Source organism: Flavimobilis rhizosphaerae (assembly GCF_014852685.1).
In the GTDB taxonomy this organism is placed as follows: domain Bacteria; phylum Actinomycetota; class Actinomycetes; order Actinomycetales; family Cellulomonadaceae; genus Flavimobilis; species Flavimobilis rhizosphaerae.
Genome location: NZ_JACZDF010000009.1, coordinates 1 through 24,786 on the forward strand (window position 1 = coordinate 1; position 24,786 = coordinate 24,786).

Below are 24,786 nucleotides of genomic sequence, written 5' to 3' on the forward strand. Positions count from 1 at the left end.
TCGATCATCTCGCTTCCCCAGCACCAGGTGCTGGATTCAGCGTGTCCAAGAACCGGGGTCAGGCCCCCGTCGTGCGGCGGCGCTGGGCGGCCCCCGGCCCACCCACTGCGGTGACTCGATAGGCGATCCGGACCCGGGGAGTGGCCGGATCGGCTATCGGACCACCAGGGCGGTGTGGTGCGGCCCCGAGCCCGGCCCCGGCCCGAGCCCGGCCCCGGCCCGAGCCCGGCCCCGGCCCCGGCCCCGGCCCGGGGTCGGTGACATTGGGTGTGGGGAGACGCGCTCACCATCCACCATGTGGGTACGGCGGGCTCGGTCGGCTGCGGCTCGCGCGACGACGCGTCTTTGCTGGTGAGACAGGTTGCAGTTTCGGAGGCTTTCGGCGTGACGCGGGTCACGCGCGGGCTACCCTGCGTCCAAGGTCGATGTCGAAGGAGAACCATGACCACGCAGCCCGTCACCAGCTCGCGGCTCGAGCCGCTCGGCACCGTCGTCCCGTCGAGCGTCCCGACGCACTGGTACAACCTCGCCGCGGACCTGCCCGAGCCGGTGCCGCCGCACCTGCACCCGGGCACGCGCGAGCCGCTCACCCCGCCGGACCTCGCACCGCTGTTCCCCATGGCGCTCATCGAGCAGGAGGTGAGCACGGAGCGCTACGTCGAGATCCCGCAGAAGGTCCGTGAGATCTACGCGCTGTGGCGTCCGTCGCCGCTCATCCGGGCGCGTGCGCTCGAGAGGGAGCTCGGCACGCCGGCGCGGATCTACTACAAGTACGAGGGCGTCTCGCCGGTCGGCTCGCACAAGCCGAACACGGCCGTCCCGCAGGCGTACTACAACGCGCTCGAGGGCATCACGCGCCTGACGACGGAGACGGGCGCGGGCCAGTGGGGTGCGTCGCTGTCGTTCGCGGCGTCGCTGCTCGGGCTCACGTGCGAGGTGTGGCAGGTGCGGGCGTCGTACGACTCCAAGCCGTACCGTCGCGCGCAGATGGAGGTCTACGGGTCCGTCTGCCACTCGTCGCCGTCCGAGCTCACCGAGGCGGGCCGCGCGATCCGCGCTGAGATGCCGGACACGACGGGCTCGCTCGGCATGGCGATCTCGGAGGCTGTCGAGGCCGCGGTCAAGGACCCTGGGGCGCACTACGCTCTCGGCTCGGTCCTCAACCACGTCATGCTCCACCAGTCGGTCATCGGTCAGGAGGCGCTCGCGCAGATCGCCGAGGTCGAGGAGCGTGTCGACGTCGTCTTCGGCTGCGCCGGCGGCGGCTCGAACCTCGCGGGCCTCACGTTCCCGTTCCTCGGCAAGAACCTGCGCGAGGGCACGACGACGCGTCTTGTCGCGTGCGAGCCGGCGGCTTGCCCGTCGCTCACGCAGGGCGAGTACCGCTACGACTTCGGTGACGTCGCGGGTCTCACACCGCTGCTGAAGATGCACACTCTGGGCAAGGACTTCGTGCCGCCGTCGATCCACGCGGGTGGTCTGCGCTACCACGGCATGGCGCCGATGGTCTCGCACGCCGTCAACCTGGGCCTCATGGACGCCATCGCGATCGAGCAGGACGACGCGTTCGCGGCGGGTCTGCTCTTCGCGCGCACGGAGGGCATCATTCCGGCGCCCGAGTCGACGCACGGCGTGGCGGGTGCGATCGCGCACGCGCGCGCGGCGACGACGGACGAGGTCATCGTCATCGGCCTCTCCGGCAACGGCGTGCTCGACCTCCCGGCGTACGCCAGCTACGTCTGAGCCCGCCCAGTCCCGCGAGATAGCGCTCCCCGGACGAGATAGCGTGCGTGACGCGCTATCTCGTCGCAGGAGCGCTATCTCGCGGATCGCACGGGGTCAGGCTAGGTCCCACAGGAGGCGGTAGTAGGACAGGCGGTCCTCATCCGGGGTCACGCCGTAGGCGGCGCAGACCTCGGGCGTGAGGTCGCGGCCGTAGTTCCACGCCGTGCTCCAGCCCGCCACCGCGAGGTCCGCCCATCGGTCCGCGACCCCGAGGGAGTCGAGGTCGATCGTCGCGAGGTAGGAGCCGTCGTCGGCGAGCAGCGTATTGGGTGCGCACGCGTCGCCATGGGCGACGACGAGGCGGTCGACGTCTGGCACGTCCGCGAGCCGCGCGAGCAGCTCCGCGCGGGAGAACCCGCGATGGTCGGGGTGGAGCAGCTCGGACGTCCAGCCGCCCGGGCCCGACGACGCCGCCCGCGCCCGCGCGAGCCGGACGTCCGCGGCCCACGTCCACGGGCAGCCCTCGACAGGCAGCGCGTCGTGGAACGCTCGCAGTCCCGCGCCGATCGCGCGTGCTGCGACGACGGGCCGCGAGAGCCACGGCTCGACGACTGCCGCGAGCCCAGGCAGCCCCGCGGTGACGAGCCAGGAGCCGTCGTCGTCCGCGCCTGCGTCGACCACCCTGGGCACGCTCGCCCCGCGCTCGCGCGCCCAGGCGAGCCGGCGTGCCTCCTCGGCGAGCGCGCCGTCGCCGGGGGGACCCGTGCGGCCGTCGGGCTGGAGCGTACCCGCCGCTGGTGCGGGGCCCGGGTGCCACTTGACGAAGCGCACGTCCGCGCCGCCCGCGACCCGGAACGTCACGCCGCCGACGCCGTTGACCCACACGGCCCGCACGTCGTCGCCGGGGCGGACGTAGCGCGCGACCTGCCGCGGCACGGGCACGGGACCCGTCGGGACGTGCGTATCAAGGATCGACGACATCCCGCGATCCTGCCACGGCCGATACACCCCCCCCGACGGATAGACGCTCTCCGACCGTTCAATGGTCGGAAAGCGCCTATCCGTCGGGGTGGTGGGGCGCTGTCGAGGTCGAGCCCGGTGATGCCGTCGCGCGCCGATGTAGCGGCACGTGCCGTAGACCTCGATGACGAGCCGGAAGCACGTGCTCGATCCACTCGTCGAGGCCGATACGTCGCCGCTCCGCCCAGCGCGGATCCCCGTGCTCCCGGGGATCGTGACGATCGCGCCGTAGAGCCCGCCCCTGGCTCCGGTCCCGTCGAGGAGGACGCTCACTGCATCTCCGTCGGCACCGCGGAGCGCGCGTGGAGCTCCTGGCCGGGGTGCAGGTCAGCGAGGCGCGTGCGGAGGGCGCCGGCGAGCTCGGGGGCGTCAGAGGCGGGTCGTCGCGAGGGTCGTCGGAGATCGCGGGCGCCGGTCCGGGGTGGGGGAGCGGGTTGTCCTCGTCGTTGGATGCGTCGGTGACATCATCCCGGGCGAGGGACCGTCGGGCGACGTGACGTGCGCGTGCCCACGCCACTCCGAGCGTGACGCTGACGACCGCGAGCAGGACGAGCCCCACCGTCGGGAGCCGGTCCGGGTCGTCGCACAGGACGACGATCGCGGTGAGCGCCCCGCGACGACGACGATGCTGCCGGTGCGGACGACGGCGAGCGCAGCGTGGCGGCCCTCCTGCTGGGCGCGGCACGACGCGCGGGTGAGCGGGGGAACGAGCCCGACGAGCCCGGTCGTGGGCAGCGCTGCCTTCGCTGAGGCCGCCAGCGCCGGCAGCCCGCGCAGCTGCGGCTACGACAACGATCATGGGCGCGACCTCCTTCGTCGTGCACACCTCGGACGACGGGAGCCAAGCATGCAACACACTGGCAGTGCAGCCAGAATGAGAGTCTTGCTGCTTTCTCACCGGCAATCGGCTGTGATGAGCCGAGAAAAACTGTCGCCCAGATCGGCTGGCACTCCTAGAGTCCAGCCATGCGTTGTTCCTGACTCCTCGCCGACCTCCGACTGTCGGCGCAGCTATGCCAGTCGATCCACGACCAGAGGAACAGCCATGCCCGATGACCTTGTATCACTTCGCCTGCAGCCGATGACTGGCGTCGTCCCTGACGAGCGTGTCCGACCTGCGGGCCGTTCAGACATACCCGCTCTCGCTCGCGTCTATCTCGAGTCCTACCCGCCTGACGTCGGTGCGGGCAGCTACAACGAGGCGTTGGCCGAGATCGGGGCAACCTTTGACGGCGAGTTCGGAGAGTTGCTCCCCCGGGCGAGCCTCGTCGTCCACGTGGAGGGAAGCGTGGTCGGCGCCATCTTCACGACGGCCCGCTCGATCTGGGACGACCTCGACGGCCCCTTCATCATCGATCTGTTCGTGGCGCCAGAGTTCCGAGGCCGTGGTTTTGCGCGGGCGCTTGTCGGTATCGCGGCAGCCGCCTGCGCTGTGTCCGGTGCCGAACGCCTATCGCTTCGGGTCGGTGAGGGAACGTCACCTTCCGCGTGGAGGCTGTACGACGACTTCGGGTTTGCACGGATCGACGAGCCGAGGGCCGACGGCACCACGCGAGCCTGAGCTGCCAGTAGGACCGACCTGAGGTTCACAGCAGAACGACGAAGGCCGTGACCCGCGTCTCCGCAGGTCACGGCCTTCGTTCGATGGGGTGAGTAACGGGACTTGAACCCGCGACCCCCTGGACCACAACCAGGTGCTCTACCAGCTGAGCTATACCCACCATCGCTGCACATGCAGCAGGTCCGACGAGCCGAGGCTCATCGGGCCGACAAGAAGCATACAGTCTTTCTCAGCCCTCGGTGACCACGTCGGGTCGCCGCGTGACGGACGTCTCGATGATGCGGGCCGCGATGGCCTTCGCGGTCTCCGAGTCCGGCCCGGGCTGCGGCACGAAGAGCGCCTCGCGGTAGTAGCGCAGCTCGTCGATCGACTCGAGGATGTCGGCGAGCGCGCGGTGCCCGCCGTTCTTCTCGGGGGAGCGGAAGTACACGCGCGGGTACCAGCGGCGCGCGAGCTCCTTGATCGAGGAGACGTCGATCGTCCGGTAGTGGAGGTGCGCCGCGAGGGCGGGCATGTCGCGCTCGAGGAACGCCCGGTCGGTCGAGACGGAGTTGCCGGCGAGCGGCACGCGGCCGGCCTCGGGGGCGTGCTCGCGGATGTACGCGAGGACGGTTTCCTCGGCCGCGGCCATGGTCGTCCCGGTGTCGAGCTCGTCGAGCAGCCCCGACGTCGTGTGCATCGAGCGGACGAAGTCGTTCATCTGCGCGAGCGCTGCGGGCTCGGGCCGGATGACGACGTCGACGCCGTCGCCGAGGACGTTGAGCTCGGAGTCGGTGACGACGGCGGCGACCTCGACGAGCGCGTCGGCGCCCAGGTCGAGGCCGGTCATCTCGCAGTCGATCCAGACGATGCGGTCGTTGTTGAGGGCGCGTGACACAGCGTCCAGGGTACGTCGGGCTGCGGCTCGTCGTGTGTGACGCGGGTCCCGGCGCTACCGTCGGACCATGTCGAACGCGTCACTCCCGGCCGAGCCGGCCCCTCCGCGCGGGCCCGCGTCCGCCGGCGTCCCGACGACGGTCGGGGTCGTCGTCGGGCTCGTCCTCCTCGTCCTGGGTTCGCTCGGGTTCGGCGGGCTGCTCGACGGCGTGCTCGAGAACGACGACCTCGCGACGGTCGACCACCCGGTGCTCGACTGGATGGTCGCGCACCGCACCGCCTGGATGACGACCGCGCTCACGGGCGTGACGAACGTCTTCGGTCCGACGCTCCTGCCGATCCTCGTGGCCGTGGGTTGCGGCCTGTGGTGGTGGCGCACGCGACGCTGGCGTGAGCCCGTGCTCCTTGTCGGAGCGATGCTCCTCGCGGTCGGGGTGTCGAGCCTCGTCAAGGCGCTCGTCGCGCGTCCGCGGCCCGACGAGACGGCGATGACCGTCCCGGGCGTCGAGTCGTCGTTCTCGTTCCCGTCGGGTCACACGATCGGTGCGGCGACGCTCGTCCTGGTGCTCGGCTACCTCGTGTGGTCGCGGCGTGGGGGAGCGTGGGTGCTCGTCGGCTGGAGCGTCGGCTCGGTGCTGCTCGTCGCGCTCGTCGGCGGATCGCGCCTCTACCTCGGGTACCACTTCACGACGGACGTCCTTGCGGGCGCGTCGCTCGCCCTGGCCGTTCTCGGGGTCGTCGTGCTGGCCGACGTCGGGTTGCCCGCGCTGCGTGCGCGGCGCTCAGCGGGGCGGCACGATCCCGGTAGGATCGTGGGGCCTCCGTAGCTCAATGGATAGAGCAACGGCCTTCTAATCCGTAGGTTGCAGGTTCGAGTCCTGTCGGGGGCGCTCTCTCACCGCCGTGCCCGCGCGTACTGCGCCGGCCACAGCTCGGGATGCTCGCCGCCGAGCTCGCGCTCGGCCCGGAGCCCGAGGTGGGGGTCGCGGAGGAACTCGCGGCCGACGAGCACGGCGTCGGCGGCGCCCGACGCGAGCACGTCCTCGGCCTGCGTGGGCGTCGTGAGGAGCCCGACGGCCGCGGTGGGCACCTCGGCGACCTCGCGCACGCGGGCCGCGAACGGCACCTGGTAGCCGGGGCCGACGGTGATCTGCTGGTGGGCGACGAGCCCGCCCGAGGACACGTCGACGAGGTCGACGCCCGCCTCGCGCGCCCACGCGGCGACGGTCGCGACGTCGTCGACGTCGAGTCCGCCCGGAGCCCAGTCGGTGGCCGAGACCCGCAGGAACAGGGGGACGTCAGGTCCTGCCTCGTCGCGCACGACGCGCACGACGTCGAGGAGCAGCCGTGCGCGGTTCTCGAGGCTCCCTCCCCACGCGTCGGTGCGATGGTTGCTCAGGGGCGAGAGGAACTGGTGCAGCAGGTAGCCGTGCGCGCCGTGGATCTCGAGGACGTCGAAGCCCGCGTCGAGGGCGCGCCGGGCGGCGGCCCGGAAGTCGACGACGACCTGCTCGACGCCGTCGGCCGTGAGCGCGGCCGGTACGTCGTAGCCGTCGAACGCGAGCGCGGACGGCGCGACGGTCGGCCAGCCGCCGTCGGCGGCCGGCACCGAGCCGGACGCGGACGCCCACGGCCACCACGTCGACGCCTTGCGTCCCGCGTGCGCGAGCTGGACGCCGACGTGCGCGCCGCGCGCGTGCACGCCGGCGACGACGCGTGCCCACGCGTCACGCTGCGCGTCGTTCCACAGGCCCGTGTCGCGCGGCGAGATGCGGCCCTCGGCGGACACGGCGGTCGCCTCGGCGAGGACGAGGCCCGCGCCGCCGGACGCGAACTGCGCGAGGTGCACGAGGTGCCAGTCGTCGGGTAGCCCGTCGGTCGCCGAGTACTGGCACATGGGCGAGAGCCACAGGCGGTTGCGGAACGTCGTCGAACGCAGGGTCAGCGGGCTCAGCAGCAGGCTCATGGGTCTCCTCGTCAGCGGGAACCCCCACTCTTCTCCGACAACGTCCCGAGCTCAAGCGGTCTCACCGAGCGCGAACATGCAGGTGCTGCACGGCGCGCGCGTTTGGCCGCTCTTCGCCGGGCACGGGATAATCACTGCGTGACACGTGACGAGACGATGCCCGAGCACGCGCCCGACGCGACGCTGCTCGACGTCGTCGAGGGCCTCCACCGTGAGGTGCAGGCCGTCGCGTTCGCGCTCGACACCCCGGGGACGCGCGCGGCGAAGCCGCTGCGGCACACCCTCCTCGAGCGGCTCGAGGACCACCTGCTGCCGCGTCTGCGCGAGCTCTCGCGCCCCGCGATCGTCGTCGTCGCGGGCTCGACGGGTGCGGGCAAGTCGACGATCGTCAACTCCCTCCTCGGTGACGAGGTCTCGAAGGCGTCGGTGCTGCGTCCGACGACGCGCGAGCCCGTGCTCGTCACGCACCCGGAGGACGCCGAGCTCGCGGCGGGCCTCGACCTCGGCGAGGCGCTGCGCGTCGAGCACGACGGTGTGCCCCGTGGCATCGCGCTGCTCGACGCCCCGGACCTCGACTCGCTCATGTCGTCGAACCGTGAGACCGCGGTGCGGCTCTTGGCGGCTGCGGACCTCGGGCTCTTCGTGACGACGGCTGCGCGCTACGGCGACGCGCTGCCGTGGCGGGTCCTCACGGACGCGAAGGAACGTGGCGCGTCGGTCGCGATGGTCCTCAACCGGGTCTCCGACGAGAAGCTTGCTGAGGTGCGCACGGATCTTGTCTCGCGGCTGCGTGAGCACGGCCTCGCGTCGTCGGCGCTGTTCGTCGTGCCGGACGCGGGTGCGCACGAGGGGCTGCTGCCGGCGGAGTCGGTCGAGCCGATCGCGCGCTGGCTGCGCCGGGTCGCGGGCGCGGACCAGGCGCGGACCGTCATCCTGCGCACCCTGCGGGGCGCGCTCGACGCGCTCGTCGAGCAGACGGCCGCGCTCGTCGCGGAAGTCGAAGCGCAGACCGACGACGCCGCCGCGCTGCGCGCCGCCGTCGTCGACGCGGTGCCGTCGGGCCTCGGGGACCTTGCGGACGCGACGGTCGACGGCACCTTGTCGACGGGCGCTGTCGAGGCCGCGTGGCTTGCGGCCGTCGACGCGGAGCCCGGCATCCTGCGTCCCGTCGCGGGTCGGTTCCGTCGTCCGCGCAGGGCGGCGCTCGCGCGCCGCGCCGAGCTGCTCGGGGCGGTGGCGACGCGTGTCCGCGAGACGCTCGTCACGCAGGTGCTCGCCGCCGCACGGACGAGCTCGGAGACGATCGGCTCGCAGCTCGGCGAGCAGGACGACCGGCTACCGGGAGGCGCCGCGCTCCACGCGGCCGTCCAGGCGGACGGGGCGCTCGCCGCGTGGCGCGACACGACGGTGCGCTCGGAGGTGAGCGCCTGGTTGCGCGGCGTGGCCGACGCCGTCGGCGACCTCGCTCCTGGCGTGCTGCAGGCGGCGGACCGGGGCCTCACGCGTGAGGGGCTCGTCGCGGTCGCGACGGCTGCAGCCGTCGGCGTCGCGGGCGCCGAGCGCGTCCTCGCGGGTGTGGCCGGCGCTGCGGCAGGTGAGCTCGTCGATGCTGCGCGTGCCGACCTCGTCGCGCTCGGACGGCATGTCGTCGAGGGTGAGGCCGGTCCGTACACGGAGCGGCTCGACGTCACGGCGCTCGCCCCGGAGGCCGTCACGGGACTGCGGCTGCGGCTCGCAGAACTGCGCCGGCAGGTTCGTTCGCGCTGACCGCGGCAGGCCCGGCCTCGTCGACCGCTGCCGGCCCGTCGGCCCGTCGGGGTGACCCGCGGGGTGCCCCGCCGCCCGTCGCGCGGCCGAGCGCGCACGCGTGAGGCAGGATGGGACTAGCGCTGACGAGGGAGGACGCATGGGAGCCAGAGCGGACGAGACCGAGCTGCGTGGACGTGTCGCCGACCTGAGGTCGGCTCTGAAGGTCGCGGGGGAGAGGATCCCGGCCGCGGTCCGCACGTCGGTCGACGACGCCCTCACGACGGCCGACGGTCGCCTCGACCTCGGCGTCGAGCACACGGTCGTCGCGCTAGTCGGCGGGACGGGCTCGGGCAAGTCGTCGCTCTTCAACGCAATCTCCCGTATGACGTTCGCGGACGTCGGCGTACGCCGCCCGACGACGTCCCTCATGACCGCGTGCGCGTGGTCCGAGCGCGCCGACGCGCTGCTCGACTGGGTCGGCGTCGACCGGGAGCGCCGCATCAACCGCTTCTCGTCGCTCGACGGCGACCAGGAGACCCAGCTGACCGGTCTCGTGCTGCTCGACCTTCCCGACCACGACTCGATCGCGACCATCCACCGCGAGACCGTCGACCGGGTCGTCCCGATGGCAGACCTCGTCGTGTGGGTCGTCGACCCGCAGAAGTACGCCGACCACGCGCTCCACGCGGGGTACCTCCAGGGCATGGCGGGCGTCGAGGGATCGATGCTCGTCGTCCTCAACCAGCTCGACACCGTCCCCGAGGGCCAGCGCGCAGAGATCCTCGCGGACGTCCAGAACCTCCTCACGGTCGACGGCCTCGGCGAGGTCGAGGTTCTTGGGGCGTCCGCGGTGACGGGTGACGGCATCGCAGAGATCCGGTCGCGGCTCGCGACGATCGTCGGGCAGCGCTCGCGTGCCGCGCTGCGTGTCGCGACCGAGCTCTCGCGCGCCGCGGAGCAGCTGACGGACGTGCTGCCCGCGGAGGTCGCGCGCCGCTCGGCGTCGGGCGTCCCGGGCACGGTCGACGCGCTCGCGGACCTCGTCGGGCTGCCCGAGCGCACGACGACGGCCGCGCACACGCTCGACGACGGCACGCGTGCTGGGGCTGACGGCGCGCTCACTGCGGCGTCGGTGACGCAGCTGCGCGAGGCGTGGCTCGAGCGTGCCGGGGCGCACCTCGGACCTGCGTGGCGCGACTCGCTCGTCGAGGGCACGCCCGAGGACGAGGAGATCGCGCGCCGGGCGACGGCAGCGGTGCGCGCGGTGCGGCTTCCCGCTGGCCCGTCACGAGGTGTGCGCGGCTGGCGTGCGGCGACGGCCGTCGGCGCGGTCCTCGGGGTCGTCGCGCTCGTCGCGTGGCTCGTGCTCGTGCTCACGGATGCGGCGGCCGACGACGTGCAGCTGCTGCTCCTCGGTCTCGGGGTTGTCGGCGTCGTGCTCGGGCTCGTCGGCGTCCTCGCGTGGCGGGGGGCGCGGCGCGCCCAGTCGCGGGCGCGTGCTGAGACGTTCTCCGGGGCGGTGCGGGAGGGGCTTGCGCGGGTCGTCCACGACCTGCTCGAGACGCCGGCGGACGCGGTGCTCGGGGCGCACGCCGAGGCGCGGACGCTCGCGCTCGCTGCGCTGTCGCGCGAGGCGGCACGGCACGCGCGTTCCGGCGACTGACAGCACTTGACCACAGGCGCGTGCTTGCGCGACCTCGTCCACCGATCCGGCGATGAGGGGTGCGGGCGCTCGCGGCCACCGGCACGGTGTGACTCCCGGGCGGCATCCGACCGCCCCTGTTCCCCGGGAGGACGCCATGAGCGCACCGGTCACCATCACGGGCTGGGTCGGCAACAACCCCGCCCTCACACTCACGACAAACGACCGTCGCCGCACGACCGTGCGGGTCGCGACGACCCACCGCTACCGCGACGAGAAGGGCGCGTGGACGGACGGCGAGACCACCTGGTACTCGGTGACGTTCTGGGACGACGCGGCGGAGTCCGTCGCGAAGTCCCTCCACAGCGGCGAGCCCGTCGTCGTCACGGGACGGCTCGTCCTCGACCGCTGGGACGCGCCCGACGGCAGCCCCCGCGCCGAGCTCGGCCTGCGCGGCGCGACGATCGGCCACGACCTCACGCGTGGCACCGCGAGCTTCATGCGGGTCCTGCGCGAGGCCAGGTCGTCGGCGTCCGCGCCGAGCGCCGCCGAGACGGTGGCGGAAGGGGAGGGCTTCGCCCCGGCCGACCCCGACGCGCCGGACCCGTTCACGCACAGCACCGACGCGGCACCCGCCGGCCGCTCCGATGCCGCTGAGGACGTCGATGACCCCGCAGCGCTCCTGACCGCGTAGTCTTGGAGGGTCTGTGCGTCGCCCGTCGGCGTGCGACGGCGGCCGTCGGCCGCCCGCGCGCCGACGCGGCGCCGCTCGTCCGGCCCACTACCCCAAGGCGGTCCTAGAACCCGTGGCTGAGTTCATCTACTCCATGTACAAGGCGCGCAAGGCGCACGGCGACAAGGTGATCCTCGACGACGTCTCGCTGAACTTCCTCCCCGGGGCGAAGATCGGCGTCGTCGGCCCCAACGGCGCCGGAAAGTCGACGATCCTCAAGATCATGGCGGGTCTCGACCAGCCGTCGAACGGTGAGGCGCGCCTCTCGCCCGGCTACACGGTGGGCATCCTCCTGCAGGAGCCGCCGCTCAACGAGGAGAAGACCGTCCTCGGCAACGTCCAGGAGGCGGTCGCGGAGATCAAGGGCAAGATCGACCGCTTCAACGAGATCGCCGAGCTCATGGCGACCGACTACTCCGACGAGCTCATGGAGGAGATGGGCAAGCTCCAGGAGGCCATCGACGCCGCCGACGCGTGGGACCTCGACTCCCAGCTCGAGCAGGCGATGGACGCGCTGCGCTGCCCGCCGGCCGACGCCGACGTCACCGTCCTGTCGGGTGGTGAGCGTCGTCGTGTCGCGCTGTGCAAGCTCCTCCTCGAGAAGCCTGACCTGCTGCTCCTCGACGAGCCCACCAACCACCTCGACGCCGAGTCCGTGCTGTGGCTCGAGCAGCACCTCGCGTCGTACCCGGGCGCGGTGCTCGCGGTGACGCACGACCGCTACTTCCTCGACCATGTCGCGGAGTGGATCTGCGAGGTCGACCGCGGTCGGCTCTACCCGTACGAGGGCAACTACTCGACCTACCTCGAGAAGAAGCAGGAGCGCCTCGAGGTCCAGGGCAAGAAGGACGCCAAGCTCGCCAAGCGCCTGAAGGAAGAGCTTGAGTGGGTCCGCTCCAACGCGAAGGGCCGCCAGGCGAAGTCGAAGGCGCGCCTTGCCCGCTACGAGGAGATGGCGGCCGAGGCCGACCGCACCCGCAAGCTCGACTTCGAGGAGATCCAGATCCCGCCGGGCCCGCGGCTCGGCTCGGTCGTCCTCGAGGCCACGGACCTCAACAAGGGCTTCGACGGCCGCACGCTCATCGACGGCCTGTCGTTCACGCTGCCGCGCAACGGCATCGTCGGCGTCATCGGTCCCAACGGCGTCGGCAAGACGACGCTCTTCAAGACGATCGTCGGTCTCGAGCCGCTCGACGGCGGCGAGCTGAAGATCGGCGAGACCGTCTCGGTGTCGTACGTCGACCAGTCGCGCGGCGGCATCGACCCCAAGAAGACGCTCTTCGAGGTCGTCTCCGACGGGCTCGACTTCATCAAGGTCGGCAACGTCGAGATCCCGTCCCGCGCGTACGTCGCGTCGTTCGGTTTCAAGGGGCCCGACCAGCAGAAGCCTGCGGGCGTCCTCTCGGGTGGTGAGCGCAACCGTCTCAACCTGGCGCTCACGCTCAAGCAGGGTGGCAACCTCCTCCTGCTCGACGAGCCCACGAACGACCTCGACGTCGAGACCCTCGGCTCGCTCGAGAACGCTCTGCTCGAGTTCCCGGGCTGCGCCGTCGTCGTCTCGCACGACCGCTGGTTCCTCGACCGGGTCGCGACGCACATCCTCGCGTACGAGGGCACGGAGGAGAACCCGGCGAACTGGTACTGGTTCGAGGGCAACTTCGAGTCCTACGAGAAGAACAAGGTCGAGCGTCTCGGCGCGGACGCGGCGCGCCCGCACCGCGTGACGTACCGCAAGCTCACGCGCGACTGATCTCGCGTCCCGGAGGCCCGCCCGCGCACCCTGTGCGCAGGCGGGCCTCCGTCGATCCGTCGGTCGCGCCGCCGACGTCGCGCGGGGCCGTCCGTCATGATGGGGGGATGGACGACGACGTGCGTGAGCCCGCAGGCCCGCGGCCCGAGCGGGTCGCGCTCACGGTCGCGCTCGAGGCCGCGCGCGACGCGGTTGACGCCCTGGCGCTGCCGCTCGCGACACCCGGGCGCGACGCCTCGGAGGCGACGCGTCGCGCGACGCTCTCACGCCTCGACGACCACCTGTTGCCACGTTCGCGCGCCGAGGGTGCACCCGTGCTCGTCGTCGTCGGCGGGTCGACGGGCGCGGGCAAGTCGACGCTCGTGAGCTCGCTCGTCGGCGCGCCGGTGAGCGCGGCCGGGGTGCTGCGGCCGACGACGCTCGCTCCCGTGCTCGTCCACCATCCTGACGACGTGGCATGGTTCGGGGCGGACCGTGTGCTGCCGCACCTCGTGCGTGCCCGCGCCGACGAGCCCGTCCCGGCGGACGCGGTGCACCGGACGTTGCGGCTCGTCGCGACGGAGGCGGTCGGACCGGGGTTCGCCCTCCTCGACGCGCCGGACGTCGACTCGGTCGTCGCCGCGAACCGAGACCTCGCGGCGCAGCTGCTCGGTGCGGCGGACCTCTGGCTCTTCGTGACGACCGCAGCGCGGTACGCGGACGCGGTGCCGTGGGCGCTGCTCGATGCGGCGGCACGCCGGCGTACGCGTCTCGCGCTCGTCCTCGACCGGGTCGAGGGTGCTGATGCAGGAGCGGTCGCTGAGCACCTGCGGTCGATGCTCGCGGAGCACGGCCTCGCCGGGACCCCGGTCGTCGAGGTGCCCGAGTCGCCGCTCACTGGCGGCCTGCTCGGGGAGGACGCGCTCGTCGGGCTGCGGTCGTGGCTCGCGGACGTCGCGTCGCCGGCGGCGCGCGAGCGGGTCGTGCGCGAGACCTTCGACGGGGCGGTCGACGACGTCGCCGTCGTGCTCGGCGAGCTCGCCGCCGCTGCGGCGGAGCAGGCGGCGGCGTCGGCACGGCTCGAGGAGGCCGTCGCGCACGCGTACGGCAGGGCGGTCGACGACGTGTCGGCGGCGACAGCGGACGGCACGATGCTGCGCGGTGAGGTGCTCGCCCGCTGGCAGGACCTCGTCGGCACGGGTGACCTCGTCCGGCGTCTCGAGCAGGGCGTCGGGCGCGTGCGGGACCGCCTCGGTGCGTTCGTCCGCGGTCGCCGGGCCGACGCACCGGCGGCGGTGCGGGCCGTCGGTCACGATCTCGAGGCGGTCGTCGTCGACGCCGTGCACGCGGCGGCTGAGCGTGCTTCGGACGCGTGGCGGGCCGACCCGGCGGGCCGCGCGCTCACGGACGGTCTCGTGCGCGGCGGACCCGCGCTGCGCGAGGACGCGGCCGCGGCTGTCCGCGGCTGGCAGGACGACGTGCTCGAGCTCGTCCGCACGACGGGTTCGTCGAAGCGGGGCACGGCACGGGCGCTGTCGTTCGGCGTCAACGGGCTGGGGCTTGCGCTCATGATCGTCGTCTTCGCGTCGACCGGCGGGCTCACGGGCGCGGAGGTCGGCATCGCGGGCGGTACGGCGCTCGTCGCGCAGCGTCTTCTCGAGGCCGTGTTCGGCGATGACGCTGTGCGTCGGCTCGCGGTGACGGCGCGCGAGCGTCTCGTCGCGCGCGTCACCGACGTCGCGGACGCGGACGCCGCACGGTTCCGCGACCGCCTGCGGGACGTCGCCTCGACGCCCGACGGCGCGGAACGGCTCGACGCGGCTGCTCACCGTGTGCGTGAGGCTGCCGCGGCCGAGCGCCGCACGCGCCCGCTGCCACCTGTTCCTGAGCCGCCCGCCGCAGCGGCCGAGACGCAGCCCGTCGCGGAGCCGCGCAGACGCGCGTGGTGGCGCGGGAGGCGCACGTGAGGGCCCGCGGCGTGACTCTCGCTGCGCGACTCGACGCGCTCGAGGCGGCGTGGAGGACGGCCTCGCCGTGGCTCGTCGGGCACGACGGGGACGCTGGCGTTCCGGCTGCCCATGTCCCGGACCTTGTCGAGATCCCTGCCGTCGTCGCACGCGTGCGCGAGCGCCTGGGCCTCGGCGCTGACCGGACGGTCGTCGCGCTCGCCGGGTCGACGGGCTCGGGCAAGTCGAGCCTTCTCAACGCGCTCGCGGGCGCGGAGGTCGCACGGCCGGGGTTCCTGCGCCCGACGACGTCGCAGCCCGTCGCGGCGTGCGCGGACGGCTCCGACCCGACGTCGCTGCTCGACTGGCTCGATGTGCGCGAGCGCACGCACCTGCCGGCGGGCTCGCCGCTCCCGGACGGGATCGTGCTGCTCGATCTGCCGGACCACGACTCGGTCGAGGTGACGCACCGGGCGCGGGCGGACCGGCTGCTCGAGCGCGCGGACGTCATGGTGTGGGTGACGGACCCACAGAAGTACGCGGACGCCACGCTGCACGACGACTACCTGCGGCCGTTCGCCTCGTACGGCGGGGTCGCGGTCGTCGTCCTCAACCATGCCGACCGGCTCGACGCGGAGGATGTCGCACCGGTGCTTGCCGACCTGCGTCGGCGCGTCGCCGCCGACGGTCTCGTGGGCGCGCACGTCGTCGCGACGTCGACGACGACGGGCGACGGCGTGAGCGAGCTCCGTGACGTGCTCGCGGACGCTGCGCGGCGGCGCGCGCAGGAGGCGGCACGCCTCGTCGTCGACGTGCGGGGTGCGGCGGCGCTGCTGCTCGAGGCGTCGGGCGGGGACGGCCGTGCGGGGCACGCCGGGGCGTCGGCCGACGAGCTCGCAGACGCGCTCGCTGAGGCAGCCGGTGCCAGCACGGTCGTCGACGCCGTCGCGGCCTCGACGCGCCGCCAGGTGCATCTCGCGGCGGGCTGGCCCGTGACGCGGTGGCTCGCGGGGTTCCGCGCTGACCCGCTGGGGCGGCTCGGACTCGGAGGCCCCGAACGTCGTCGGACGGAACGGCCCGATCTCGTGCGCACGTCTCTGCCAGGCGCGAGCGACGTGGTGCGTGCGCGCGCGGCGCTCGCGGTGCGGGAGCACGTCGCGGGTGCGCTCGACGCACTGCCCGACGCGTGGCGGCCTGCGGCGGCCGGCCGGGTCGACGGTGAGGGGCTCGCGGGAGCGCTCGACACGGCGGTCGCGGGCACGCGGCTCGGCGCAGAACGGGCCCCGCGGTGGGCGCGGGCGCTTGGCGTCGTCCAGGCGATCCTCCTCGGGGTCGGCGTCGTGGGGCTCGTGTGGGTGCTCGGGGTGCGTGGTCTTGCGTACCTCGGGGTGACGCTCCCGCTGCCGGAACTCGTGCTCGACGGGTCGGCGGGGCAGGTGCGGGTCGCGTGGCCCGCGGTGCTCGTCGTCGTCGTCGTCGTGCTGGGGCTGCTGCTCGCGCTCGTCGCGAGCGTGTGCGGCCGCGTGACGGCGGCGCGGCGTGCGCGTCGCGCGCGTCGCAGGCTCGCGGACGCGGTGGCGGGGGTCGCGCAGACGGCGGTGCTCGCGCCGGTCCGGGCGCGGCTCGACGCGCTCGCCCGGACGCGCGAGCTCGCGCGTCGAGCCGCAAGCCCCTGAGCGCCCCGCCACGCCCACCGGCGGATTGACGGTTTCCGCCCGTTCGACGGGGGACGGAGTCAATCCGTCGGGAGGGGAGCGCGTAATCTCGGCCCTGTGACGACGATCGAGATTCCCGTCCAGCTGCGCTGGTCCGACATGGATGCTTACGGCCACGTCAACAACGTCGAGATGCTCCGGCTCCTCGAGGAGGCGCGCATCGAGGCCTTCTGGCGCCATCCCGAGGCCGACGGCGTGGCGAGTCGGCCGACCGCGATCCTCGACGCGAGTCCGGGCGCGCGCACCGCGACACTCGTGGCGCACCAGGAGATCGAGTACCTCGCGCCCCTTACGTACCAGCGGCAACCGGTGACGGTGCGGCTGTGGCTCGGGCGCCTCGGCGGTGCGAGCCTCGAGATCCACTACGAGGTGACGGACGCGAGCGGCACGGTCTACGCGCGCGCGATCACGACGATGGTGCTCGTCGACTCCGCCTCCGGCAAGCCCCGTCGCATCGACGCCGACGAGCGCGCCGCGTGGGAGCCGTTCCTCGACGCGCCGGTCGCGATGCGCCGGCGGTCGCGCTGACGACCGTGGCCGTTCTCGTCGACGCTCCTCGTTGGGCCGCGTACGGCACGACGTGGGCGCACCTCGTCTCGGACACCTCGCTCGACGAGCTGCACGCGTTCGCGGAACGGGCGGGCGTGCCGCGGCGTGCGTTCGACCTCGACCACTACGACGTCCCCGCGGAACGCCACGCGGAGCTTGTTGCGCTCGGCGCCGAGCCGGTGTCCGCGCGCGAGATGGTCGTCCGGCTCGCGGCGTCGGGCCTGCGCGTCTCCGGTCGCGACCGCGAGCGTGCGCGCCGCGCGGACCTCGCCGCGCGCTGGGCTGTGCTCGTGCCGGGCGCGGACGCGGTCGGCGAGGAGCTGCTGCGCCGCTGGTCCGAGCCGCATCGCACGTACCACGGCACGGCGCACCTCGCGGACTGCCTGCGCTCGGTCCAGGTCGCGGCGGAGGGCCTCGGCACGGTGCCGCGGACGGTCCTGCTCGCGCTGTGGTTCCACGACGCGGTGCACGACGGTGAGGCGGTGCGTGACGAGGAGCGTTCCGCGCAGCTTGCGCGCGACCTGCTCGCGCCGCTCGTCGGTGCGCCGTCACGGTCCGGGGGTGCGTCGGGTCCGGGATCGTTGGGCCAGGGAGTGCTGGGCCGGGGTGCGCCGGACGAAGGAGCGTCGGGCCCGGTGGTGTCGGACGAGGGAGCGTCGGGCCCGCGCCGGACGCCCGACGCGCACACGTCCCCGCTCACGCCGGCCGACGTCGACGAGGTCGCGCGTCTCGTCCTCCTCACGACGCGCCACGACCCTGCGCCGGGCGACGTCGCGGGTGCGCTTGTGAGCGACGCGGACCTTGCTGTCCTCGCCGGGTCGCCGACGACGTACCGGCGTTACGTCCGTCGGGTGCGGGCGGAGTACGCGCACGTCGACGACGCAGCGTGGCGCGTGGGACGTGCCGAGGTGCTGCGAAGCCTGCTGGTCACTGAGCACCTCTTCGCGACGCCGGTCGGCCGCGACCGCTGGGAGTCGCGCGCCCGCGCGAACCTTGCGGGCGAGATCGAGGCGCTCACGACACCGTGAGAACCGACTGCGTCCGCGAACCCCGGGGGCGCCGACGCCCACACGTTCCGTCCGGCGCCCACCAACCGAGGATTCCGCGCAGATGGCTGCTGGGAGCAACCATCTGCGCGGAATCCTCGGTCGCGGGCGAGCCGGGACCGGCGGCCCCCGGCCCGTCAGGACTCGTCGGGCACGCGGATCATGCCCTCCTGGGCGATCGACGCGACAAGCGTGCCGTCCTGTGCGAACACGCGTGCCGAGCCGAGCCCGCGGCCGCCCTGCGCGGACGGGGACGACTGCACGTAGAGGAGCCACTCGTCGGCGCGCGCGTCGCGGTGCCACCACATCGCGTGGTCGAGGCTCGCGATCGACAGCCCGCGCGTGCCCCAGTCGAGGTCGGCGCGCCGCATGACGGGCTCGAGCATGAGCTGGTCGCACGCGTAGATCATCATGGCGCGGTGCATGAGCTGGTCGTCGCCGAGAGTGCCGCGGGCCCGCAGCCACACCATCTGCCGGTCGTCGCCGTTGCGGTCGGGACCGAGGTAGAGGGACGAGCCGACGTGCCGGACGTCGAACGCGGCGGTGCTCGTCCAGAACTTCGCGACAGGATGCTCGATCGTCGAGAGCTTCGCGACCGCCGACTCGAGAGTCTCCGGGTCGGGTGCGGCAGGCATCGGCTGCTGCTGGTCGATGCCCGGCTGGTCCTCCTGCGCGGACGTGATCATCGAGAGGATCGCCTTGTCGCCCTGGAACGCGTGGACGCGCCGGGCGGAGAAGGAGCGGCCGTCGCGGAGCCGCTCGACCTCGAGGCGGATGGGGATGTCGAGCGCTCCGGGACGCAGGAAGTAGCCGTGGAGGGAGTGCGGCTGGCGGCCTGCGGGGTTCGTCGCGCCGGCGGCGAGGAGCGCCTGCGCGAGCACTTGCCCGCCGTAGACGCGGCCGTTGAGCTGGGGCAGGCTCTGCCCGACGAATGTGTTCTCGTCGACCTGCTCGAGCGCAAGGACGTCGCGCAGCGCGGTGAAGGGTGCGGCGTCGGTCATCGTCAGTCCTCGAAGGTGTTGAGCATGGAGTGGGCGGCGCGCTCGAGGTAATCGAGGAGCTGGGACTCGTGCATGGGGGAGAGACGGGCCTCCTTGACGGCGGCGGTCATGTGCAGGATCCAGCGGTCGCGCGCGAGCGGGTTGACCTTGAAAGGCTGGTGCCGCATGCGCAGCCGCGGGTGGCCGCGTTCCTCGGAGTAGGTGGTCGGCCCGCCCCAGTACTGCTCGAGGAACATCACCATGCGACGGTTGGCGCCGGGGAGGTCCTCGGGCGGGTACATGGGTGCGAGGACGTCGTCGGCGACGACGCCCGCGTAGAAGCGGTCGACGATCCCTTGGAAAGTGTCGTGCCCGCCGACGGCGTCGAAGAAGGTCTGCTCGGTCACCGTCCGATCCTCCCACGGAGGGTGGCCGCGGCGGGGCCCGCTGTGGCGTGGTGCCGCCCACGTCCGGGAGTGGGCAGGGGGGCCTAGGTGCCTCTGCGCGCGTTAGGCTAGGAGGACCGGACGAGGGCGTCCGTGCCCCACCCAGCGATCAGGAGCACAACACACCATGAGCAAGGCGGAGAAGATCCTCAGCGCGCTCGGCGGCGGGTCGAACGTCGTCGACCTCGAGCCGTGCATCACGCGTCTGCGCGTCGAGGTGACGGACCCTGCGCTCGTCGACGAGGCGAAGCTCAAGGAGACGGGCGCGTTCGGTGTGGTCCGGTCGGGCCGGATCATCCAGGTGATTGTCGGGCCGGAGGCCGACGACCTGGCGGACGAGCTCGAGACCCTGCGCTGAGTCCGAGCGACCTGAACGTACGACGACGCCCACGGACCGCACAGGTCCGTGGGCGTCGTCGTGCGCGGCTCAGGGTGCGGGAGGTGGCTGGACGACGAGCCGGTTGGCGGTGACGAGCCGGATGCCGGCACCTGTGAGGGCGGTGAGGCCGCGTGTGCGCAGCGCACGGACGACCGCCGGACGATCGGGCAGGTTCGTGCGGGCCTGGATGCGGTAGAGGAGGTGGTCGTCGGTGAGCTCGACGACGAACACCTCGGGCGGGGCGAGGAGGAGCCGGTTGATGTCGGCGTCGGCGGACGTCTCCTCGGCGGCCTGCGTGAGCAGCGAGCGGACGAGGTCGGTGTCGACGTCGTAGGGGACGCGGAAGTCGGCCATGGCGCGCACCCAGCCCTGGGAGAGGTTGCCGGTGCGGAGGATCTCGCCGTTGCGCAGGTACCAGAGCGTCCCGTCGAAGTCCCGGACCTTGGTGACGCGCAGCGCGACCTCCTCGACGGTTCCGGTGACGTCGCCGAAGTTCACAGTGTCGCCGACGCCGTACTGGTCCTCGGCGAGCATGAAGATGCCGGAGAGGAAGTCCTTGACGAGGCTCTGGGCGCCGAAGCCGAGGGCGACGCCGGCGACGCCGGCGGATGCGAGGAGCGGCGCGAGGTTCACGCCGATCTCGTTGAGGATCATCATGACGACGATCGAGCCGACGACGATCGAGAGGGTCGAGCGGAGGACGGAGCCGAGGGTGCGCGCGCGGCCGACGCGTCGTTCGTCCTCGAAGGCGTTGGTGACGCGCAGGAGCGCGCCGCCGACGTCGGTGCGGGGCTCGCGGGCGATGCGCTCGGTGAAGGAGGCAATGAGGCGACGCAGGACGACGAGCAGGACGATGCCGACGGCGAGGATGACGAGGATCCGGAGCGGGGCACCGACGAGCCAGTCGACCCAGCCGGAGCGCTGCTCGGGGTCCTTGGTGAGCGCGTCGCCGATCTCGTCGCCCACGGAGGTGCTCGACGGTGACGGTGACGGGGTGGTGGTGGCGCGCAGGAGATACTCGAGCATGCTCCCAGCGTAGTTGGGGGTGATCGTCGGCGCGTTTGTGCGCAGGTGGTCGCACAGATGTACGCCGCGAAGTAACATTGCAGAAAAGTTTCGGACGGAATGGGCCGTCCGGCCGCCTCGAGCGCCCAGACTTCTGCAAGGATTGACCCGTGGACAACGCTGAACGATCAGAGTCCCTTCTCCGCCTCGCGCGCGCGTGCGGCGTCGGGACTGAGTACTGGGCCTTCGACGGCACCGAGCGGCACGTCGCCGCCCCGACCCTTGTCAAGGTGCTCGGCGCGCTCGGCGTCGACGCGTCGACGCCGACGCGTGTCGAGCTCGCGCTCCTCCATGTCGAGGACGACGCGTGGCGCGAGCCGCTTCCGCCGACGGTCGTCGCCCGCGAGGGTCAGGCCGTGACGATCCCCGTCCACGTGCCCGACGGCACGCCCGTGAGCGTGTGGATCGACCTCGACCCCGAGGCCGGCGGCGGACGCCGCGAGACCCGCCAGGTCGACAACTGGGACGCCCCGCGCCGCGTCGACGGCCGGATGGTCGGCCGCGCGTCCTTCGAGATCCCCGGGGACCTCCCTCTCGGCTGGCACACGCTGCGTTCGCGCGCCGACGACGGCGAGCACGTCGCGACCCTCATCGTCACCCCGCAGCGGCTCCACCTCCCGGAGAGCCTCGAGCACGGGCGCGTGTGGGGACTCATGTCGCAGATGTACTCGGTGCGCTCCTCGCGCTCGTGGGGCATCGGCGACTTCGCGGACCTCGCGGAGACGTCGTGGTTCGCGGGCCGCGACCTCGGAGCGGACTTCATGCTCATCAACCCCGTCCACGCGGGGGAACCGGCCGCGCCCATGACCCCGTCGCCGTACCTGCCGGTGACGCGTCGCTTCGTCAACCCCATCTACGTGCGTCCCGAGGCCGTCGAGGAGGCCGCCTACCTCTCGGCCGCCGACCGCTCGCTCGTCGAGTGGGCGGCCGAGGAAGCGCAGACGCTCAACACGTCGTCGGGCCCGATCGACCGCGACGCCGCGTGGACTCACAAGCGTTCCGCGCTCGAGGTGATCTTTGCGGCACCGCGCTCCGCGATCCGTGAGGCGCAGCTCGCGGACTTCCGCGACCGCGAGGGCAAGGGGCTCGAGGACTTCGCGCTGTGGTGCGCGATCAAGGAGACGCGCCCGACGGGCGAGTGGCCCGACGAGCTCTGGGACCCCACGAGCCCCGAGGTCGCCGAGCTGCGCGTCCAGCTCGCGGACCGCGTCGACTTCTTCGTGTGGCTCCAGTGGGTCGCCGACGAGCAGCTCGCGGCCGCGCAGGCGGCGGCGAAGGCCGGCGGCATGTCGCTCGGCATCATGCACGACCTCGCTGTCGGCGTGCACCCCGAAGGCTCGGACGCATGGTCGCTGCGTCACGCGCTCGCGACGGGTGCGTCGGTCGGCGCTCCGCCCGACATGTACAACCAGCAGGGACAGGACTGGTCGCAGCCCCCGTGGCACCCCAAGGGCCTCGCGCGCGCCGGCTACCAGCCGTACCGTGAGATGCTCCGGACCGTCCTGCGGCACGCGGGCGCGATCCGCATCGACCACGTCATCGGCCTCTTCCGGCTCTGGTGGATCCCGGCAGGCTCAGGCGCCAAGGAGGGCGCGTACGTCCGCTACGACCACGACGCGATCATCGGCATCCTCTGCCTCGAGGCGCAGCGTGCGGGGGCCGTCGTCATCGGCGAGGACCTCGGGACGTTCGAGGGCTGGGTGCGTGACTACCTCACGGACCGCGGCATCCTCGGCACGTCGATCCTCTGGTTCGAGAAGGACCACGAGGGGCGTCCGCTCGCGCCCGAGCACTACCGGGCGATGAGCCTCACGTCGGTAACGACGCACGACCTTCCGCCGACGGCGGGCTACCTTGCGGGCGAGCACGTCGAACTGCGTGAGAGCCTCGGGCTGCTCCAGGCGCCGGTCCAGGAGGTGCGGAACGAGGCTCGGGCCGAGCGAGAGGACATGGTGCGGCTGCTCGCCGCGCGTGGCCTGCTCGGTGACGACCCGTCGGAGCGTGAGCTCGTCGAGGCGCTGCACCGGCTCATCTGCCTGACGCCGTCGAAGCTCCTCGGGGTCTCGCTCGCGGACGCGGTGGGCGAGCGTCGGGCGCAGAACCAGCCGGGCACGGACCAGGAGTACCCCAACTGGAAGATCCCGCTGGGTGACCCCAACGGCGTGACGGTCCTGCTTGACGACCTCGTGACCAACCCCCGCCTGCGGTCGCTCGCAGCGGCGATGAACCAGCGCTGACCCCATCGCGGCGCTGTCCTGCGGCCCGTCTCCCCGTCCGGGGAGGCGGGCCGCGGTGCATCCCCACCTCTGCCCCTCTGTCCCTCTGTCCCTCTGCCCCTCTGCCACTCTGCCCCTCTACCAATCTGCCCCTCTGCCACTCTGCCCCTCTGCCCCCGCCGCACCCCGACGCCGCACGTGGTGGTCCGATAGCCGATCGAGCCACATGAGGCGCACCGATCGACTATCGAGCGCCGGGGCGTGCCCCTCGATAGCAGATCCAGACAGGTGTAGTGAACAGATCGGCTATCGAGGGCGGAAGCGTGCTCCGTGGCGCGGTCGTCGTCCCGGACCCGGCCCGGTGAAGTGGTCCGATCGGCTATCGGACCCACATGTACGGTGCTTTCCACCTGACGAATCTCGCAGAGCTCCCCACCTGACGGGTTGCGCGGTGCTTTCCACCCGACGGGTTGCGCGGTGCTCTCCACCTGACGGATTGACGGGTTCCGCCGATTGGATGGGGCGATGCCGTCAATCCGTGGGGGTGCGGCGCGTCGGGAGTGACGCGAGCCATGCGCGGACCTCGCGCGGCGTGCGGAGCCGGACGACGGGAGCGCCCGACGACTCAAGCGCGTCCCAGCGAGCGCGGTTGCCGGCCCACGTCCGCCACGACCACAGGACGATGTTGTCCTCAGGCTCACGCCGCACCAGGTTCGTGAGGCTCTCGCGGTTGCCGTGCCACAGCGGACGACGCGTGATCCCGCGCGTGACCGTGCGCGTGACGATCCGGCGCATGACGGTGCGTCGCGGCAGGTCGAGGCACACGATCGTGTCGGCGTCGTCGAGCAGGTCGAGAACTTTCGACTGCCAGTTGCCGTCGACGACCCAGCCGGGTCCGTCCTCCGCTGCGGCGAGGCGTGCACGCAAGATCGCGCGTCCGGCGTCGGGGTGCTTCTGCTGCCAGCCGACATCCCAGAACACCTCGTCGAGCTCGATGCGGACGAGCCCGGTGCGGGCGGCGACCTGCCGGGCGAGCGTCGTCTTGCCTGAGCCGGAGGTCCCGTGGATGCGGATGCGGCGCGGTGCACCGGCGGACGATGGCTCGTCGTCCGTCAGGAGTGCGTCGTCGTCCACGCGCAGAATCCTCCCACGCCTCTCCGCGCCCGACGCCCGACGGCCGACGTGCACAATCCCGGCGGCCCGAACGTCCGCGCCCGACGCCCGACATGCACGATCCCGACGGATTGACGCCTTCGGACCACTCAATGGTCCGAACGCATCAATCCGTCGTCACCTCAGCGCGCCAGCGTGGGGCTCGATAGCCGATCGGACCATGTGAGGTGAACGGATCGGCTATCGAGCGCGGGGGCGCGGGGGCCTGACCCCGGTTCTTGGACACGCTGAATCCAGCACCTGGTGCTGGGGAAGCGAGATGATCGAAGA

20 protein-coding genes and 2 tRNA genes are annotated in these 24,786 nt (G+C 72.6%); 14 read left to right on the forward strand and 8 right to left on the reverse strand.

Going from position 1 to position 24,786, the window contains the following annotated elements:
* Positions 1-441: 441 nt before the first annotated feature.
* Positions 442-1,743 (forward strand): TrpB-like pyridoxal phosphate-dependent enzyme, encoded by a 1,302-nt coding sequence (locus IGS67_RS13210; RefSeq protein WP_192282070.1) that lies wholly within the window; start codon positions 442-444, stop codon positions 1,741-1,743.
* Positions 1,744-1,839: 96 nt separating this feature from the next.
* Here IGS67_RS13210 and IGS67_RS13215 read toward each other — a convergent pair whose 3' ends face one another.
* On the reverse strand, positions 1,840-2,706 hold the full coding sequence (locus tag IGS67_RS13215) for an aminoglycoside 3'-phosphotransferase (RefSeq protein WP_192282073.1): 867 nt from the start codon (positions 2,704-2,706) through the stop codon (positions 1,840-1,842).
* Positions 2,707-3,790: 1,084 nt separating this feature from the next.
* Here IGS67_RS13215 and IGS67_RS13220 point away from each other — a divergent pair.
* Positions 3,791-4,306, forward strand: coding sequence for a GNAT family N-acetyltransferase (locus tag IGS67_RS13220; protein ID WP_192282076.1), 516 nt, complete (start codon positions 3,791-3,793; stop codon positions 4,304-4,306).
* Positions 4,307-4,390: 84 nt separating this feature from the next.
* On the opposite strand, the gene IGS67_RS13225 is transcribed toward IGS67_RS13220, so the two are convergent.
* Both IGS67_RS13225 and orn read right to left on the reverse strand, forming a co-directional pair.
* A tRNA-His gene (locus IGS67_RS13225) sits at positions 4,391-4,466 on the reverse strand.
* A gap of 69 nt (positions 4,467-4,535) precedes the next feature.
* The gene (orn, locus tag IGS67_RS13230; RefSeq protein WP_192282080.1) at positions 4,536-5,183 is read right to left on the reverse strand and encodes an oligoribonuclease; all 648 of its coding nucleotides are present in this window, start codon (positions 5,181-5,183) and stop codon (positions 4,536-4,538) included.
* Between the two features lie 67 nt (positions 5,184-5,250).
* Here orn and IGS67_RS13235 point away from each other — a divergent pair, with 67 nt between their 5' ends.
* Positions 5,251-6,009 carry a phosphatase PAP2 family protein gene (locus IGS67_RS13235; protein WP_192282083.1) on the forward strand — a complete coding sequence of 253 codons (759 nt, stop codon included), beginning with the start codon at positions 5,251-5,253 and terminating at the stop codon, positions 6,007-6,009.
* Positions 6,000-6,072 (forward strand) — tRNA-Arg (locus IGS67_RS13240). Before IGS67_RS13235 ends, IGS67_RS13240 begins: the two co-directional genes overlap by 10 nt.
* A gap of 5 nt (positions 6,073-6,077) precedes the next feature.
* Here the strand turns inward: IGS67_RS13240 and IGS67_RS13245 are convergent.
* Positions 6,078-7,148, reverse strand: a complete 1,071-nt coding sequence (locus tag IGS67_RS13245) for an NADH:flavin oxidoreductase/NADH oxidase (protein ID WP_192282086.1) — start codon at positions 7,146-7,148, stop codon at positions 6,078-6,080.
* A gap of 138 nt (positions 7,149-7,286) precedes the next feature.
* Between IGS67_RS13245 and IGS67_RS13250 the strand changes: the two genes are divergently transcribed.
* The 8 genes from IGS67_RS13250 (at position 7,287) to IGS67_RS13285 (ending at position 18,239) form a co-directional block, all read left to right on the forward strand.
* On the forward strand, positions 7,287-8,915 hold the full coding sequence (locus IGS67_RS13250) for a dynamin family protein (RefSeq protein ID WP_192282089.1): 1,629 nt from the start codon (positions 7,287-7,289) through the stop codon (positions 8,913-8,915).
* 139 nt (positions 8,916-9,054) lie between these two features.
* Positions 9,055-10,560 (forward strand): GTPase, encoded by a 1,506-nt coding sequence (locus IGS67_RS13255; protein WP_192282092.1) that lies wholly within the window; start codon positions 9,055-9,057, stop codon positions 10,558-10,560.
* Positions 10,561-10,696: 136 nt separating this feature from the next.
* Entirely contained in the window at positions 10,697-11,233 is a 537-nt protein-coding gene (locus IGS67_RS13260) for a single-stranded DNA-binding protein (protein WP_102509071.1), read from the forward strand.
* Positions 11,234-11,345: 112 nt separating this feature from the next.
* Entirely contained in the window at positions 11,346-13,022 is a 1,677-nt protein-coding gene (gene ettA, locus IGS67_RS13265) for an energy-dependent translational throttle protein EttA (RefSeq protein ID WP_192282095.1), read from the forward strand.
* 107 nt (positions 13,023-13,129) lie between these two features.
* Positions 13,130-14,968, forward strand: coding sequence for a P-loop NTPase family protein (locus IGS67_RS13270; protein WP_192282098.1), 1,839 nt, complete (start codon positions 13,130-13,132; stop codon positions 14,966-14,968).
* A gap of 11 nt (positions 14,969-14,979) precedes the next feature.
* A complete protein-coding gene (locus IGS67_RS13275) occupies positions 14,980-16,623 on the forward strand; it encodes a GTPase (protein WP_192282102.1) in 1,644 nt (547 codons plus the stop codon).
* Between the two features lie 96 nt (positions 16,624-16,719).
* On the forward strand, positions 16,720-17,190 hold the full coding sequence (locus IGS67_RS13280) for an acyl-CoA thioesterase (RefSeq protein ID WP_192282105.1): 471 nt from the start codon (positions 16,720-16,722) through the stop codon (positions 17,188-17,190).
* Between the two features lie 5 nt (positions 17,191-17,195).
* The gene (locus IGS67_RS13285) at positions 17,196-18,239 is read left to right on the forward strand and encodes a DUF4031 domain-containing protein (RefSeq protein ID WP_192282108.1); all 1,044 of its coding nucleotides are present in this window, start codon (positions 17,196-17,198) and stop codon (positions 18,237-18,239) included.
* Positions 18,240-18,394: 155 nt separating this feature from the next.
* Here the strand turns inward: IGS67_RS13285 and IGS67_RS13290 are convergent, their stop codons facing one another.
* Together IGS67_RS13290 and IGS67_RS13295 are read right to left on the reverse strand one after the other, a co-directional pair.
* A complete protein-coding gene (locus IGS67_RS13290; RefSeq protein ID WP_192282111.1) occupies positions 18,395-19,258 on the reverse strand; it encodes an acyl-CoA thioesterase in 864 nt (287 codons plus the stop codon).
* Positions 19,259-19,260: 2 nt separating this feature from the next.
* Positions 19,261-19,644, reverse strand: coding sequence for a globin (locus IGS67_RS13295; protein WP_192282114.1), 384 nt, complete (start codon positions 19,642-19,644; stop codon positions 19,261-19,263).
* A 166-nt stretch (positions 19,645-19,810) separates the two neighbouring features.
* Here IGS67_RS13295 and IGS67_RS13300 point away from each other — a divergent pair, with 166 nt between their 5' ends.
* Positions 19,811-20,041: a glucose PTS transporter subunit EIIB gene (locus IGS67_RS13300; protein WP_192282117.1), complete on the forward strand. Its 231-nt coding sequence runs from the start codon at positions 19,811-19,813 to the stop codon at positions 20,039-20,041.
* A gap of 69 nt (positions 20,042-20,110) precedes the next feature.
* Here the strand turns inward: IGS67_RS13300 and IGS67_RS13305 are convergent, their stop codons facing one another.
* Positions 20,111-21,088: a mechanosensitive ion channel family protein gene (locus IGS67_RS13305; protein WP_192282120.1), complete on the reverse strand. Its 978-nt coding sequence runs from the start codon at positions 21,086-21,088 to the stop codon at positions 20,111-20,113.
* A 149-nt stretch (positions 21,089-21,237) separates the two neighbouring features.
* On the opposite strand from IGS67_RS13305, the gene malQ reads away from it, so the two are divergent.
* The gene (malQ, locus tag IGS67_RS13310; protein WP_192282123.1) at positions 21,238-23,364 is read left to right on the forward strand and encodes a 4-alpha-glucanotransferase; all 2,127 of its coding nucleotides are present in this window, start codon (positions 21,238-21,240) and stop codon (positions 23,362-23,364) included.
* A 510-nt stretch (positions 23,365-23,874) separates the two neighbouring features.
* Here malQ and IGS67_RS13315 read toward each other — a convergent pair.
* Positions 23,875-24,477 carry an AAA family ATPase gene (locus tag IGS67_RS13315; protein ID WP_328742795.1) on the reverse strand — a complete coding sequence of 201 codons (603 nt, stop codon included), beginning with the start codon at positions 24,475-24,477 and terminating at the stop codon, positions 23,875-23,877.
* Between the last annotated feature and the right edge of the window lie 309 nt (positions 24,478-24,786).